Here is a 15,362-nt window from a genome sequence, read left to right on the forward strand (position 1 = left end):
GCCCCCTGCGTCCTGGCGGGGGCCGCCTGCGAGTGGCTCGCCTTGCGCCGTCGAGCGTCTGCGGCGCCGTCGTGGCTGTTCGCGCAGTTCCCCGCGCCCCTTTCGGGGCGCTGCCGTAGCGCTGTGCCGGCTCACCTTGCCCGGCCGGGCTCACCGCTCTGGCGCTCGTGCCACTCGCTCACCACGGCCTCGACGTCGAACGGCGTCAGGCCCAGCGGAGGGCCGGGCGGCGGCCTGCGCAGGGCCTTGCTGATCTTGTCGTTGATGTCGGCGATGATCTGCCGCACCATGCGTTCCGACGGGGCCGCGGCGGCCGCGGCGCGGGCGTCCTCCGCCTCCTTGCGCAGGGCGAGCGTCGGCGGAAGGTGCGAGAGGCCTTCGCGGGCCATCTTGCGCTTGATCCACCACAGCTCGTCGTAGGTGTTCTCCATGTCGCGCGGCAGCGGCTTGCCGGCTCCCTCGAGGCGGGCGAAGTCGCCGCGCTCCTCCGCCTCGCGGATCTGCTTGTCGATCCAGGACTCGAAGCTGACGCCAGGTGGCTTGCGTTCGGTCATGTGCTCATTGTTCCAGCGGGCGCGGCATCATCCCAGGAGAGCGGCGAAGGTGGTGCCCCAGGCAAGCGCCGAAGGCGGTCCCCGAGGACGCGGCGAAGGTGCTGCCCGGCGGGCACGGGCGCTCGTCCGCGCCCTATCATGCGGCCCGGCGTGGCAACCGCGTCCGGACTTCCGTGAATTGAAGGAGCGCACGTGCTCGAGCTCACCATGGCCTCGGTATCGGAGGCGGACGCAGGTGCAACCGCGGGCATGATCTTGGCCGACGCGCCGAGCGCCCCGGGCGCCGTCCTGCGCGTGGGGCGGGACAAGAGCGTGTGCCGGCTGGTGACGCCCGACGACTGGCTGTTCGTGTCGCGCGTACACCTGGAGTTCGTCTGCGGACCGGACGGGACCTGGACGGTGACCTGGCTGCGTGGTTCGCATCCGGACCCCTCGTCCGAGGTGCGGCTGGTGATGGGCGGGGCCGTCCACCCCGTCGGTTACGGTGCGACGGTGCAGCTGCCGCGCGGCGGCTCCGGTGAGCTGGTCATCGCCGACCGCAGCCGGCCGCGCAGTGTGAACGTGGGTTTCTACCACGAGGGCTGAGGCCCGGAAGGGGCCGCGAGAGATGCGGCCCGATGCCCGATGTGCGGCTCACTCCTCCACGCGGGCCAGGACGAACCCGTCGTACCCCTTGCTGCCGACCGTCTGCACGGCCGTGGCGCTCACCTTCGGGTTCTCGGCGAGGAGCTCGATCAGGCGGCGGGTGCCGCGGATGCTCGGATCGCTGCTCGCGGGGTCGACGACCGCGCCGCCGCGTACGACGTTGTCGACGACGATCAGGCTGCCCGGGCGGGTCAGGCGCAGCGACCACTCGAGGTAGTGCGGGTTGTTGACCTTGTCCGCGTCGACGAAGACCAGGTCGAACGGGCCCTGGCCCTCCTCGGCGAGCTGCGGGAGCGTGTCGAGGGCGGCACCGGTCCGTACCTCGGCGATCTTGTCGAGGCCCGCGTGGGCGAGGTTCGCGCGGGCGATCTCGGCGTGCTTCGGGTCGTACTCGAGGCTGATGAGGCGGCCGTCGGCGGGCAGGGCGCGGGCCAGCCAGATCGTGCTGTAGCCGCCGAGGGTGCCGATCTCCAGGATGCGGCGGGCGCCCTGGATCCGGGCGAGCAGGTGGAGCAGCTTGCCCTGCGGCGGGGAGACGTTGATGTGCGGCAGGCCGGCTGCGTCGCTGGCGCGCAGGGCCGCGGCCAGCGGCTCGTCGGGCGGAGCGAGCGCGGAGGTGAAGTAGGCGTCGACGTCGGTCCACAGCTGCTGGTCACTCATGTGTGCTTCTCCACTCTGCTTCTCCACCCGTGTCATGGCGCGTAGTCAGACGTACTAAGAGCGTGGTTAGACGTACTAAGTAGCTTCCCTAACGAATATAGCCGGGGCGGCTGCGGGCGGCGGAACCGGCGCGCCCGCGACGACCCATGACGACCCATGACGATCCATGTCGCGGGTCTTGGGTGGACCCGCCTGCGCCACGCATCATCGACATCCGGTCAAATGTCCGGAGGCGGTCAGGTGAATCGGGGGTGGCATGCGTCTCACCGAAAAGGTGATGCGAGGCTCCTCGAGTGCTGTGAGGCTCTCAGGAGCCGGACAGGTCCGGGACGGGAACCGGGCGCGGGGGGCGCGCGGTCCCTGCGGCACGGCACGAGTGGACCAGGCACGGGTGGACGAGGCACGAGTGGACCGGCCACGAGTGGGCCGGGCACGAGTTGACGGACGGGGCGGGAGGGCCGACGCGGCGTGGCGAACGTGGAGCACGGTGGACCGGGGAATGCCTTGGGGGCGGGGGCGCCGGGCGTGGCGACGGCGCGACTGGGAGCGGCCCGCGCCGTCCTGTGGGTGATCGCCGCGGTCCTGGCGATACGCCAGGTCGCGGCGGTGCTGCGGCTGCCTCCGGGGGAACGGCTCATCGACCTGGAGACCTGGACCGGGCCGGGCGGTGTCCTTCATGTGGAGGGCTCGCTGTACGACGCGGACAGGTTCACCGGCAGCCCGTTCGCCGGCCTCGTCCTCAAGCCGCTCACCAGCGCCGCCGAGGACGCGCTCGGCTGGAGCTGGACCTTCGGCACCCTGCTGCTCGTCGTGGTGCTCGGCCTGGTCGCGGCCCGCGCCCTGCCGCAGCCGGTGTCGCGGCGTACGTCTCTGCTGGCCGCGCCCGTGGCGATCTGCCTGCTGATGATCTCGCTGCCGGTGCGCAACACGTTGTATCTCGGGCAGACCAGCATCCTGCCGGTCCTGCTGGTGCTGCTCGGCTGTTTCGCGGTCCGCGGTGAGCGCCTCAGCGGGGGGCTCATCGGTGTCGCCGCGGCGCTGCAGCCGACCGTGCTGCTGTTCGCGCCGCTGCTGTGGTTCACCGGACGGCGCCGCGCCGCCGTCTCCACCGGCGTCACGTTCGCCGCCTGCACCGCGCTCGCCTGGATCGCCCTTCCGCAGGACTCCCGGACGTACTGGGTGCACCATCTCGCGGGCGCGGGCCTCGGCGAGCGTTCCGACGGCCTCGCCAACCAGTCGCTGCACGGTGCGCTGCTGCGGCTCGGCCTGCAAGGGCCGCTCGAGACGGTCCTGTTCCTCGCGCTCGGCGCGGCCGTCGCCGTCGTCGGGCTACGCCGCGCCGTACGGTACGCGCGCGACGGGCAGCTGCTCCTCGCCGTCGCGCTGACCGGCTGTGTCGCGGCCGCGGTGTCGCCCACGACCTGGCAGCACCAGCTGCTGTGGGTGCTGTTCGCCGTGGTCGGCCGCGTCGGCAGGCGCGCCTCGGACCGCTACGTCTGGCCGGTCGCCGTCGTCCTCGTGATGACGCTGCCCGCGAAGATGATGCTGCCGAACATGGCCGCACTCGAGCCGCTGCGGGACAACGTGGTGCTGATCGCCGCGCTGGCCGCCGCCAGCGCCGTGCCGTTCCTGTCCCGCACGTCGCCGCACTACCGGACCCCGATCCCGACGGACTACGCCGAACCCGCCCCGGCCCGGTGGACCTGGGTGCCGCTGCTGCCCTTCTGGCGCAAGGTGCTCAGCCGCCCGAACCTGCTCCTCGAACTGCTGCTGATACGCGTCGGCTACTCCGCCTACTCGCACGTCCGCCTCGCCGCGACCGGCGGCAGGGCCACGGCCGAGGAGCACGGCGAGCAGATACACGCGATCGAGAAGGCCCTCTTCATCGACATCGAGCACTGGGCCAACCACACCGTCGTGAAGGTGCCCTGGCTCGAGGACTTCCTCAGCTTCTACTACTCGTCGTTCCACTTCGTCGTACCGCTGACAATCCTCGGCGTCCTCTACGCCCGCCGCCCCGCCGACTACCGCTGGGCGCGCTCGGCGCTCGGCTTCGCCACGCTCCTCGCCCTGCTCGGTTTCTGGCTCTACCCGCTCGCGCCGCCGCGCCTCATGCCGGACCTGGGCTTCATCGACACGGTGCACGGAGTCCAGGACTTCTCGAAGCCGGACTACGGCGCGCTGACCGCGCTCACGAACCAGTACGCGGCCATGCCCTCGCTGCATTTCGGCTGGTCGCTGTGGTGCGGCATCGTCATCGCCGTCCTGGCGCCGAAGTGGTGGGTGAAGGCGCTGGGGCTGCTGCATCCGCTGTTCACGGTCTCGGCCATAGTCGCGACCGCCAACCACTGGGTGCTGGACGCGGTGGGCGGCGCCGCCGTGGTGGGGGCGGGCTTCGGACTCGTCTACGTCCTGTCCGGCCCACGAGCCGTCGCAGCCGCCGCCGAGGCGCCCGCTCCCCCTGGCACGGCGGGCGGCACACCGGCCACCACGGACAGTGCGAGGGCCTGAACGCCGGGGCTGGAGCCGCCCTGCCAGCAGTTCTCAGGAGGAGATCATCAGCCAGCACGTGGACCAAGCGCAGACGCCCCCTGACCTCGCGGACGGGTCCATGGCGGAGGGGTCCGTCCCGCGGAACGCGCGTACGGCCGGCCGGGCGGCGGGGGCAGCGCCCGTGGCCGTTCCGGCGACGGCGGCGCTGGCCCTGGGGCTCTGGGGCATCGACCGGCAGGGCAGCATGTGGCGCGACGAGTCGGTCACCTACCAGGTCGCCCACCGCTCCCTGGGCGAACTATGGGCGCTGCTGGGCCACATCGACGCCGTGCACGGCCTGTACTACCTCCTCATGCACGCCGTCTTCGGCGCCTGGGACGGCGGCCTCGTCGCGCTCCGTCTGCCCTCGGTGGCGGCGACCGCGGTGGCGGCCGCCGGGGTCGGGGCGATCGGGGCCCGGCTGTCCGGGAGACGTGCCGGTGTCCTGGCGGGGCTCGTCTTCGCGGTCCTCCCCGTGGTGCAGCAGTACGCCCAGGAAGGCCGTTCCTACGCGCTGGTCTGCGCGGCCGTCACCTGGGCGACGTACTTCTTCCTGCGCGGCACACGCGAGGCCCGCGGGCGGTGGTGGACGGCGTACGCCCTGACGCTCGGACTCGCCTGCTGGCTGCACGAGTTCGCCGCACTGGCCCTCGTCGCCCATGCACTGACCCTCTGGCGGCTGCGGGCGCTGCCGGGGGTGTGGCGGCGGTGGGGTACGGCCTCGGCCGGTGCGGTGGTGAGCGTGCTGCCCCTCGCTGTGGTGAGCGCGGGGCAGTCGGAACAGCAACTGGGCTGGCTCGGGCGGCCGAGCACGAGCGCGTGGCTGCAGTTCCTGGCGGTCTCGGCGGCGGGCGTGCTGCTGTCCCGATTACTGACGCGCGGGCCCGCGGGGGAGGAGGCCACGGGCGGCACGGCCCTGGCCGCCCTCGCCCTCCCGCTGCTGATCGCCCCGGCAGGTCTGCTGATGACGATCTCGCTCATCAGGCCCTGGTACGTCGAGCGGTACGTGCTGTACGGCATGGCGGGACTGGCACTGCTCACCGGGGCCGCCCTGGACCGGGCGATCCGGCACCGGCACAGGCTCGCACCCGCAGCGCGGACCCTGACCGCCTGCCTGCTGGCCACGGCGGCCGTCGGAGTCCTCCTGCCGTGGTCGCTCATGGTGCGGTCGCCGGAGAGCAGGAAGGACGACGTGGTCGCGGTCGCCCATGCCGTCGAGAGGCACGCACGTCCGGGTGACGGGGTGCTGTTCATGCCAGCCCGGCGCCGCGAGTGGCTGCTGTCGTACCCGTCCGTCTACGGCAAGCTGGACGATCTCGCACTCGCCGCATCCCCGTCGGCCTCGCACACCCTGCAGGGCACGGAACTCCCGGCCGACACGATCCGCCGCCACATCCTGGCCGCCGACCGGATCATCGCCCTGACCGACCCTCCCGGCCAGCCGCTCGACCCCTTCGAGCAGGAGCGCGTCAAACGGCAGACGCTCAAGGCGTACTTCGAGGTGTGCGAACGCACCCGGGTACGAGGTGCTCAGATCCTCGTGTACGCCCGCACCGGCCACTGCGCGTAGCGGACGGCTTGCGTCTGTCGGCGTAACGTCGGCTCGGGACATGCCGTACGGCGACGGTGTCCAGGTTCACCAAGGGCACGTGTTTCCGGGCAAGCTCACGCCACGTCATCGGCATGCTCCTCCTTCGGCCGCTCCGCGGAGCGCTCCGCCACCGGGCCGGCCAGACCGGGGATCCGTCGGCCGACGAGCAGATAGATGACCACACTGGCCAGGGCGAACGAGCCGACGCCGAGGAACATGGTCGTGCCGCCGTAGGCCGCGAGCAGCAGGCCACCGGTGTAGGGGCCGATGAAGACGCCGAGTTGGGCGAAAGTCTGCGCGCCGAAGTACGACCCTCGGCGGTCCTCCGGCGCGATCCGGTCGATGATGGCGAACTCCGCCGGGTAGATGAGGATCTCGCCGAGGGAGAACACCACCATCGCGGCGACGAAGTGCCAGAGCTCCTCCGCGAACGCGAAGCCGGCCATCCCGAGGACGGTCAGCAGACCGCCGACGACGATGGAAGCCACGGGGTTGCGCTTGTCCATGAACTTGGAGACGGACAACTGCAGGACCACCACGGTCACCGCGTTGATGGTCAGCACGTATCCCAGGATCGCGGTGCCGTCGGCGAAACCGCCGGAGAGATGCTGCGCGAGCAGCGAGGAGACACGGCCGTGCACGGCCTCCAGCAGCAGTCCGGCGAGGATGAGGAACAGCAGCCGCGAGTCGGTTGCCACGACCCGCGCGCTCTCCGCGAGCCCTTTGAGCACGCTGCCGAAGAGCTGCGTCTGCCCCTCGCCGGTGGCCGTCCGGCCGGGCTCGCCGGCCGACGCGGACGACGACGAGGTCAGCAGTAGGACTCCGGCCAGGCCGAGCAGGTAGACGCCGTAGCCGAGCGCGCCGACGAGGAACGCCGACCGGTCGCCGGCCAGACCGACCGCCGCACCGACGACCGGCCCGACGGCGTACCCCATGTTGGTGGTCACGTACTGGTACGAGAACCACTTCACGCGCCGGCCCGGCGGGAGCAGGTCGCTCAGCAGCGCCTTGCCCACGGGTCCGAAGGAGCTGCTGCTCAACGCCATCGTCGCGTTGAAGACGAACACCGCAAGGACGCCGTGGCTGAAGTAGAGGCCAACGAACGAGCCGATCACTCCCAGGAGGGAGATCAGCAGCAGCCGGGTCCGGCCGAGGAGGTCGGAGAGCGAGCCTCCGACGAAGCCGGCGAAGATCGAGAAGAACACCGACGAGCCGATGACGAAGCCGATCATGCCCGGCTGGAGCCCGAGTTCCCTGTGGAGGAACACGGCCAGGAAAGGCACCGTGACCGAGTTGGCGAGGCTCATGATGCCGTTGCCGACGATGAGCACCCGGGCGAGCACGGGTGGGGACGCGGTGGTGGTGTCAGTCATCGCGCTGTCGCGCCGTTCAGCGCGCCGGTCGTCGTCCGGGGCGCGTTCCCCTTCCACTTCAATGGCCGGACTCGGCGTGCGCGCCGTGGTCGCCGAGCTGGGCTTCGAACCAGTCGTGCAGCGCGTCGACCAATGCGGAATCCTCCGTGGTGTAGGTCAGAGTGGCCCCGTCGGACCGGTCCTCGTAGCGCACCTCGATACGGTCATATCCGTCCTGCAGTTCGGCGAGGCCGGGCATGTCAGCGCCGTGGATCCGGGCGGGGTCGGCGAAGTCCCCCCGGTTGAACGCCGCGGCCTCCTTGCGCAGGTGAGCGCGTATCAGGTCGATCTGTTTGGTATCGCCGGGCCGGTCCGCCACGACATCCTGGACTCCGCCCGTCGGAGTGGGGGTGAAGCGGTGGGTGGTCTCCTCGAGGTCGAAGGGCATCACGCTCCGGCCCCGCTCTGCCACCGTCTTCTGACGGTCGCTCTGTCCTTCCCCCGCATCCTGCGACGAGCCGCAGGACACCAGGGCGAGGGTCGCCACCACACCGGCGGCGAGTGTCCTCGCCGCGTGGCCCCGCCGCATGCTGCTGTTCATTCAGTGCCTCCATCATCACGTAGAGGGCGTGAGCAACGCCCTCTACTCGCTCCTGGCCGGGATCAGCCCGACCGCGACCACCGCCGACACCGCGGCCACCCCGGTGGCGACCAGGAACGCGGTGTCGAAACCGGACACCGACGCGGCACCGGCACCGATGCTTGCGGCAGCCGCGCTGGAGACGACCGCAGCACCGCCTGAGGCGCCGAACTCGTGGAAGGTGCTGACAATCCCGGAAACCACACCGGCCTCGTGCGGCGCCACACTTCCGAGCGCGGTCGCCGACGCCACCACGAACAGGGCACCCAGACCCGCCGCCGACACACTCACCCCGATGACCATCACGACGGTGCCGGACCACAGCACCGGCACCACGAATCCGGCCGCGGCCACCACCAGGGCGACCACGGCCAGGATCCGCGCCCCGAGCTTCCCGATCACCTGTCCGGCGACCGAGGCGGCCGCCATGGTCAGCACCGCCACCGGCAGGAACAGCAGGCCGGTCGCCAGAGGGCCGTGACCGAGGTGGTCCTGGAGGTAGAAGGAGCCGAGAAAGAAGACGGCCACCATCAGTGCGGTCGTCACAGCGATCACGAACACACCCGCGACCACGGGCCGTCGGGCCAGCAGGCGGAGGTCCATCAGCGGCGCGGACGCCCGCCGCTGCCAGGCCGCGAACGCCGCATAGGCCACCACCGCCGCCGCGAACAGGGCAAGCGTGACCGCGTTCAGCCAGCCATGGTCACCGGCACGGATCAGCGCGTAGATGACCGCGCCGGTCCCCGCCGCGACCAGCACCGCGCCCGGCACGTCGAGCGAACCCGAGGCCGCCGGCCGCACGTCCGGCAGCACCCGGGCCAGCACGACCAGAACGACCAGACCGACCGGCACATTGACGAAGAACACCCAGGGCCAGCCCGGACCGGCGGTGATCAGCCCGCCCAGCAGCACGCCCAGGGCCGCGCCCCCGCCGCCGAGGGCGGACCAGATGCCCAGTGCCCGGTTCCGCTCGTCGCCGTCGAAGAGGCGCACCACCACGGAGAGAGCCGCGGGCGACAGCATCGCCGCACCCACGCCCTGCCCGACCCGGCCGCCCAGCAGCACCGGCGCGCTCCCGGCGAGCCCGGCGACGAGCGACGCCGCCGTGAACACCGCGAGGCCGGCCAGCACGATCCGCTTCGCGCCGAACAGGTCGGCCGCCCGGCCGCCCAGCAGCATCAGGCTGCCGAACGTGAGCGCGTAACCGCTGACCACCCAGGTCAGTACCGCGCGGTCCAATCCGAGATCGGCGCCCATGTGCGGCAGCGCGAGAGCGACCACCGTGACATCGAGGATCAGCATCAACTGGGCGAGCCCCAGCAGCCCCAGGGCCGTCCAGCGCAGCGGATGCGGCGCCCCTGGCGCGTGCGCGTCCATCGCTTGGACCTCTGTCATGACACCCCAACCCCTCCCCAAAAGTCGAACAGCAATGTTCGGGTTATCCCTCGACAGTACAGCAACCCAAACAGGTGTGTTCGCTTTATTGTTAGGGTGGCCTCATGAGCAGCAGAAGTTCCGCCAAGCGCGCCGACGCCCTGCGCAGCATCGACGCGATCCTGCAGGCCGCGGCCGAGTGCCTCGGCCGCAACCCGGAGGCGAGCCTCAGCGAGATCGCCCGGGCGGCAGGTGTGGGCCGGGTGACGCTCTACGCTCACTTCGCGTCCCGCGCCGAGGTCGTCGACGCCGCTATGGCCAGGGCGATCGAGCGGGGCAACGCGGCACTGGACTCCGTCGACCTGACCGGCGACCCACGACTCGCCCTCGCCCGTCTCGTCGAGGCCAGCTGGCACCTGGTGGACGAGGCACGCGCCCTGCTCGTCGCAGCCCAGCGTGAACTCTCCGCCGGCCGCATCCGCGAACTGCATGACGGCCCGGCGTCCCGGGTCGAGACACTGGTCGCCCGCGGCCGCGCCGAAGGCGTCTTCCGCACCGACCTGCCGATCTCCTGGCTGGTCAACGTCCTGCACACCGTCATGCACAGCGCCGCCGACGAGATCCGCGCAGGCCGCCTCGCCCCCGACCACGCCGCCGCTCACATCACGGCCACGGTCCTCGCCGCCTTCACCCCACCGGGCAAACTCGTCCCCGAACTCGGGGATCCGCGGTGACACCGAAACTCTCGGCGTCACCGTCACCGACTGGAGTGGCCACAGACCAGCCGAAGCCTGGTACGTCGACACCGTCCAAGCGCACTCCGGCCCCGGCGCCGAACTGCACACCGGACTGGCGCCCGCGGCTGTGCCGCGACATCCGTCGTACTCGTAACGGGCACCGCGCGCGCCGGCGCCTTGCCCTGGCTAGGACCTGGTTTCGGAACTGAGCCCGTTTCAACTTCAGGACGTAGGTTGACGCTCGGCTCCTGTAGCGTCCGGGCACATGTCCTTGACGCTGGATTACGCGACGATCGACGAGATTGCGGCCGAGATCGACGATGAGCTGATCGGGGTGCGCCGCGACATCCACAGGCATCCCGAGCTCGCCGGGGATGAGCGGTGCACATCGGCACTGGTCGCCGAGCGGCTTCACGCCGCGGGTCTGGCCGTGGCGACCGGCGTGGGCGGCCATGGCGTGGTGGCGGTGCTCGACGGTGCGGGTGATGGCCCGACCGTCGCCTACCGGGCCGACATGGACGCGGTCGACGACGATGAACTGTACGACTGCGCCTTCACCTCACAGGTTCCTGGAGCGGCCCACCTGTGCGGCCACGACCTGCACACGGCGATCGGGGTGGGCATCGCCCTGGTCCTCGCACGGCTGCGGAAGCGGCTGAACGGGCGGGTCGTCTTCGTTTTCCAGCCGGCCGAGGAGACCTGCGAGGGCGCCCGGTCGATGATCGAGGATGGGATCCTTGAGCGGACGGCGCCGCGGGAGATCTACGCGCTGCACTGCGGCCCTCTTCCGGTCGGCATGCTCGCGGTCGGGCCGGGTCAGCCCGGGCAGGACCGCCTCCGGATCGACCTGGCGGGCCCGGACGCCGCCGACGACGCCAAGCGGCTCGTCGCCATGATCGACGGATTGTCGACCGTCGGGCGCCCGCAGACGCCCGGACAGCTCCAGCAGCTCATGGACGACATGCAGACCCCGGACGGCCCGCTGGCGCGCTTTGTCTTCGCCTTGTCCCATGTGAGCCCGGGTGATGACGGTGCGCGCGTGTACGCTGGCTGCGGTCCTGGCCCGAGGGCTGGTATGCCGAGATCCGTGACGAGGTGCGGCGCTGGGTGGGTGAGCTCCCCGGTGCCCGGGTAGAGTTCACCGAGGAGCCGTTTCCCGCCATGGTGTCCTCACCGGAGCTCAGCACGGTGGCAGCCACGTACCTGCGAGGCGCCCTGGGCGCGGACGCGGTCATGGTGTTGCACGCGGCGTATCCGTTCAACGGCGATGACTTCGCATACTTCCTGCACCAAGTGCCCGGAGCGATGCTCTACCTCGGCGTCGCCAACCCGGAAGCGGGCATCAACGGGATCCCCCACTCCCCGGACTTCGCCGCGGACGAGCGCGCGATCGGGATCGGGGTCCGCGCGATGGCGGGGTTCCTGTCCAGCCGGCTCGATGCCCTCGTCTGAGCTACGCATCGCATCTTGGGCGCCCGGCCATGGTCGGGTGCCCTGCTTCACCCCGTGCGAGGCCAAGCCCTGTTGGACCGGAACTCCTTCAGGCGACTGCTCGCGCCGAACTCCGGGTCGGTACAAAGGCCCGGGGAGGCAGAGGTCGGCGTAGGGGGGATGTCCCTGCCTCCCCGGAGACGTCGTGGGCCGGAGGCAGGTCAAGCCGCGCTGACCTGCAGCTCCTTCACCCCGTTGATCCACGCCGAGCGCAGTCGCCGCGGGTCGCCGGCCAGGCGCAGGTCGGGCATGGCGTCCGCGACGGCGTTGAAGATGAGGTCGATCTCGAGCGTGGCGAGGGACTTGCCGAGGCAGTAGTGGGGGCCGCCGCCCCCGAATCCGAGGTGCGGGTTGGGGTCGCGGGTGATGTCGAAGACGCCGGGGTCGGTGAAGACCTCGGGGTCGTGGTTGGCGGACGAGTAGAAGATCCCGACCCGGTCGCCCTTCTTGATCTGCTGCCCGCCGAGCTCGGTGTCCTGCGTGGCGGTGCGCTGGAAGGAGACCACGGGTGTGGCCCAGCGGACGATCTCCTCGGCGGTCGTCGCGGGACGCTCGCGCTTGTACAGCTCCCACTGGTCGGGGTGGGTCAGGAAGGCGTGCATGCCGTGGCTGATCGCGTTGCGGGTCGTCTCGTTGCCCGCGACCGCGAGCATCAGCACGAAGAACCCGAACTCGTCGGAGCCGAGATTGCCCTGGTCCTCCGCGGCCACGAGCTGCGTGACGATGTCCTTGGCCGGGCACTCCTTGCGGGCGGCGGCCATGTTCATCGCGTACCCGATGAGCTCGGTGGCGGCCTCGGCGGCCACGTCCTCGGTGATGGCGAACTCGGGGTCGTCGTACGCCACCATCTGGTTGGACCAGTCGAAGATCCTGATCCGGTCGTCCTGGGGTATGCCGATCAGCTCGGCGATGGCCTGCAGGGGGAGCTCGCAGGCGACGTTGGTGACGAAGTCGAAGGAGCCGTCCGGGCCCGCGCTCTCGAGTGCCGTCTCGACGATCGAGCGGGCGCGGGCGCGCAGGGCGTCCTCCAGCGAGCGGATGGCACGCGGGGTGAAGCCGCGCTGCACGATCTGGCGGACCCGGGTGTGCTCGGGCGGGTCCATGTTGAGCATGATCAGCCGCTGGACCTCGATCTGGTCGCGGTTGATGTGCTCGTTGAAGCGGATGATCGCGGTGTTGAGGTTCGAGGAGAAGAGGTCGGGGTGCGTGGAGACGTACTTGACGTCCGCGTGCCGGGTGACGGCCCAGTAGCCCTCGTCCTGGAAGCCGGCGATGCCCGGCTGCTGGGCGATCCAGCGGACCGGTTCTGTCTTCCGCAGTTCGGCGAACTCCGGGAGGGGTACGCGGTGGTGGAGCACATCGGGATCGGTGAAGTCGAACCCTTCGGGCAGCGCTGGACAGGGCATCGGCAACTCCAGGTTTCCTGGTCTGAAGGCTCTGACGGCCTGACCGTCCCCGGGTCTGACGGTCCATCAGAATATGAAGGTGTTCGGCAAGGTAGTAACGGGTTCTACAAGTAGCAAGGGCCATGACAGGGTGAATTGCGTGCAGGCGGGGTGCAAGGTGCGTGCACGACCCTTGCGGCGCGGGGGCTCGGGTCAGCAGACTGCGGGAAGAACTAGTACGCGTTCTAGTTCGGCGTCCGCCGGTGGCCGGGACTCCTCTGTGCGGATGTGCGGATGTGCGAGGAGAGGACGAGCCCTCATGGCTGCGGAACCCGTCATCGTCGAAGCCGTACGCACCCCCATCGGCAAGCGCGGCGGCGCGCTCGCCAATCTCCACCCCGCCTATCTGCTGGGCGAGACCTACCGCGAACTCCTCGCCCGCACGGGCATCCAGGCCGACTGCGTCGAGCAGATCGTCGGCGGCACCGTCACGCACGCGGGCGAGCAGTCCATGAACCCGGCGCGCACCGCATGGCTCACCGTGGGCCTGCCGTACGAGACCGCGGCCACCACCGTCGACTGCCAGTGCGGCTCCTCGCAGCAGGCCTCGCACATGACCGCCAACATGATCGCGGCGGGCGTCATCGACGTCGGCATCAGCTGCGGTGTCGAGGCGATGTCGCGGGTGCCGCTCGGGTCCGGCTCCAAGCACGGGCCGGGCAAGCCCTTCCCGGACGAGTGGAACGTCGACCTGCCGAACCAGTTCGAGGCGGCCGAGCGCATCGCCCGGCACCGCGGGCTGACGCGCGAGAACGTCGACTCGCTCGGCCTGATCTCACAGGAACGGGCCGCGATCGCCTGGTCAGAGGAGCGCTTCAAGCGCGAGACGTTCGCCGTCCAGGTGCCGACCACCGAGGCGGAGCAGGCCGCCGGGCAGGGCATGTGGCGGCTCGTCGACCGTGACGAGGGTCTGCGCGACACCTCGATGGAGGCGCTGGCGCGGCTCAAGCCGATCATGCCGACGGCCGTGCACACCGCGGGGAACTCCTCGCAGATCTCGGACGGCGCGGCCGCGATCATGTGGGCGTCCAAGCGGATGGCACGCGCGCTCAAACTCAAGCCGCGCGCCCGTATCGTCGCTCAGGCGCTGGTGGGCGCGGACCCGCACTTCCACCTCGACGGGCCCATCGATGCCACGCGCGCCGTGCTCGGCAAGGCCGGGATGTCGCTGAAGGACATCGACATCGTCGAGATCAACGAGGCGTTCGCCTCGGTGGTGCTGAGCTGGGCCCAGGTCTTCGAGCAGGACCTGGAGAAGGTCAACGTCAACGGCGGGGCGATCGCACTGGGGCACCCGGTCGGGGCGACCGGGGCGCGCCTGATCACCACCGCGCTCCATGAACTGGAGCGGCGGGACAAGGAGTTCGCGCTGATCGCGATGTGCGCGGGCGGGGCGCTGGCGACGGGGACGATCATTCAGCGGCTCTAGGCGCCGTTACGGCGGACGATTCGCGAGCCGTTGACGGTGGCGCAGCCGACGCCGAAGGCGGCACCCCCGGAAAAGGGGGTGCCGCCTTCGGTGTTGAGGGACCGGAGCGGTCGGCGGCTCAGTACCAGCCGTGCGACTGCCAGAAGTTCCACGCGGCGACCGGGCTGCCGTAACGCGAGTTCATGTAGTCCAGGCCCCACTTGATCTGGGTCGCGGGGTTGGTCTTCCAGTCCGAGCCGGCGGAGGCCATCTTCGAGCCCGGCAGCGCCTGGACGAGGCCGTACGCGCCGGAGGACGCGTTCGTCGCCGTGACGTTCCAGCCGCTCTCGTGCTCCACGATCTTGCTGAAGGCCTTGTACTGCGCCGCGTCCGGGATCATCTTGTGGGCGATCGACTGGGCCTTGGCGGCCGCCGGCGCGGCGGGGGCGGCCTGGGCGGGAGCGGCGGCGAACAGCATGCCGGTGGTGGCGGCGGCCACGGCGGCACCGGTGATGGCCTTCTTCGGGGAAGCAACGCGGCGGAACAGGGAGACGATCACAGGGGGGAACCTCTTGGTCGGGGGCAGGGCGTCGCACGCAGCACAGCCGTACACGGGAGCCGTGCGGAGGGCGGGGGAATGCGTCGGCGCCGCGACCCGTGAGGGCACGTCGGCGCCGTGCGACACATCCAGAGAATCAGGGCGGGCAAAACGCCGCAAGTACCCCTTTTACTAGTGGAAGCCGCATTCAGGAAGAAAGTCCCTTCTGTGACCCGGGTCTCAATCCGCAGGTCAGACGGGGGAAATGATGTGCTCCTGTCACGAATCTGATCTACGGGCTCACTTAGTAAGTGACCTAGGGCACGTGTGGTGCCTCACTTCTTCGGGACCCTTTTTGTCACGGTTCGCATGCTGACTAGCACGCTCCGTATGCG

At 70.5% G+C, this 15,362-nt stretch carries 14 protein-coding genes; 7 read left to right on the forward strand and 7 right to left on the reverse strand.

Features of this window, described 5'->3' with window-relative positions; genetic code table 11:
- Nucleotides 1-131: 131 nt before the first annotated feature.
- Nucleotides 132-554: a DnaJ family domain-containing protein gene (locus STSP_RS18345; protein ID WP_067279055.1), complete on the reverse strand. Its 423-nt coding sequence runs from the start codon at nucleotides 552-554 to the stop codon at nucleotides 132-134.
- Between the two features lie 192 nt (nucleotides 555-746).
- On the opposite strand from STSP_RS18345, the gene STSP_RS18350 reads away from it, so the two are divergent.
- Nucleotides 747-1,139 carry an FHA domain-containing protein gene (locus tag STSP_RS18350; protein ID WP_067279057.1) on the forward strand — a complete coding sequence of 131 codons (393 nt, stop codon included), beginning with the start codon at nucleotides 747-749 and terminating at the stop codon, nucleotides 1,137-1,139.
- A gap of 48 nt (nucleotides 1,140-1,187) precedes the next feature.
- Here STSP_RS18350 and STSP_RS18355 read toward each other — a convergent pair whose 3' ends face one another.
- On the reverse strand, nucleotides 1,188-1,859 hold the full coding sequence (locus STSP_RS18355) for an O-methyltransferase (protein WP_067279060.1): 672 nt from the start codon (nucleotides 1,857-1,859) through the stop codon (nucleotides 1,188-1,190).
- Nucleotides 1,860-2,327: 468 nt separating this feature from the next.
- Here STSP_RS18355 and STSP_RS18360 point away from each other — a divergent pair, with 468 nt between their 5' ends.
- A complete protein-coding gene (locus STSP_RS18360; RefSeq protein ID WP_067279062.1) occupies nucleotides 2,328-4,370 on the forward strand; it encodes a bifunctional glycosyltransferase 87/phosphatase PAP2 family protein in 2,043 nt (680 codons plus the stop codon).
- Between the two features lie 100 nt (nucleotides 4,371-4,470).
- Nucleotides 4,471-5,961, forward strand: a complete 1,491-nt coding sequence (locus STSP_RS18365) for a glycosyltransferase family 39 protein (protein ID WP_078067296.1) — start codon at nucleotides 4,471-4,473, stop codon at nucleotides 5,959-5,961.
- Between the two features lie 95 nt (nucleotides 5,962-6,056).
- On the opposite strand, the gene STSP_RS18370 is transcribed toward STSP_RS18365, so the two are convergent.
- From STSP_RS18370 to STSP_RS18380, 3 genes are read right to left on the reverse strand one after another with little or no spacing between them, the layout of a single operon-like run.
- A complete protein-coding gene (locus STSP_RS18370) occupies nucleotides 6,057-7,355 on the reverse strand; it encodes an MDR family MFS transporter (protein ID WP_067279161.1) in 1,299 nt (432 codons plus the stop codon).
- A 58-nt stretch (nucleotides 7,356-7,413) separates the two neighbouring features.
- Complete coding sequence (locus STSP_RS18375; protein WP_067279064.1) at nucleotides 7,414-7,935, reverse strand: aspartate carbamoyltransferase; 522 nt, start codon at nucleotides 7,933-7,935, stop codon at nucleotides 7,414-7,416.
- A gap of 42 nt (nucleotides 7,936-7,977) precedes the next feature.
- Complete coding sequence (locus tag STSP_RS18380) at nucleotides 7,978-9,369, reverse strand: MFS transporter (RefSeq protein ID WP_067279065.1); 1,392 nt, start codon at nucleotides 9,367-9,369, stop codon at nucleotides 7,978-7,980.
- A 104-nt stretch (nucleotides 9,370-9,473) separates the two neighbouring features.
- On the opposite strand from STSP_RS18380, the gene STSP_RS18385 reads away from it, so the two are divergent.
- From STSP_RS18385 to STSP_RS18395, 3 genes are all read left to right on the forward strand, one after another.
- Nucleotides 9,474-10,082, forward strand: a complete 609-nt coding sequence (locus tag STSP_RS18385) for a TetR/AcrR family transcriptional regulator (RefSeq protein WP_067279067.1) — start codon at nucleotides 9,474-9,476, stop codon at nucleotides 10,080-10,082.
- Nucleotides 10,083-10,350: 268 nt separating this feature from the next.
- The gene (locus tag STSP_RS18390) at nucleotides 10,351-11,220 is read left to right on the forward strand and encodes a M20 metallopeptidase family protein (RefSeq protein ID WP_067279069.1); all 870 of its coding nucleotides are present in this window, start codon (nucleotides 10,351-10,353) and stop codon (nucleotides 11,218-11,220) included.
- Nucleotides 11,221-11,246: 26 nt separating this feature from the next.
- Nucleotides 11,247-11,537, forward strand: coding sequence for a zinc-binding metallopeptidase family protein (locus STSP_RS18395; RefSeq protein ID WP_157902861.1), 291 nt, complete (start codon nucleotides 11,247-11,249; stop codon nucleotides 11,535-11,537).
- A gap of 200 nt (nucleotides 11,538-11,737) precedes the next feature.
- Here the strand turns inward: STSP_RS18395 and STSP_RS18400 are convergent, their stop codons facing one another.
- Nucleotides 11,738-12,982 carry a cytochrome P450 gene (locus tag STSP_RS18400; protein WP_067279074.1) on the reverse strand — a complete coding sequence of 415 codons (1,245 nt, stop codon included), beginning with the start codon at nucleotides 12,980-12,982 and terminating at the stop codon, nucleotides 11,738-11,740.
- A 298-nt stretch (nucleotides 12,983-13,280) separates the two neighbouring features.
- Between STSP_RS18400 and STSP_RS18405 the strand changes: the two genes are divergently transcribed.
- Nucleotides 13,281-14,450, forward strand: coding sequence for a steroid 3-ketoacyl-CoA thiolase (locus STSP_RS18405; protein WP_067279076.1), 1,170 nt, complete (start codon nucleotides 13,281-13,283; stop codon nucleotides 14,448-14,450).
- Between the two features lie 118 nt (nucleotides 14,451-14,568).
- Here STSP_RS18405 and STSP_RS18410 read toward each other — a convergent pair whose 3' ends face one another.
- Nucleotides 14,569-14,988: an aggregation-promoting factor C-terminal-like domain-containing protein gene (locus STSP_RS18410; RefSeq protein WP_067279079.1), complete on the reverse strand. Its 420-nt coding sequence runs from the start codon at nucleotides 14,986-14,988 to the stop codon at nucleotides 14,569-14,571.
- Nucleotides 14,989-15,362 lie beyond the last annotated feature (374 nt).

Origin of the sequence: Streptomyces jeddahensis (assembly GCF_001642995.1) — a bacterium.
Classification (GTDB): Bacteria; Actinomycetota; Actinomycetes; order Streptomycetales; family Streptomycetaceae; genus Streptomyces; species Streptomyces jeddahensis.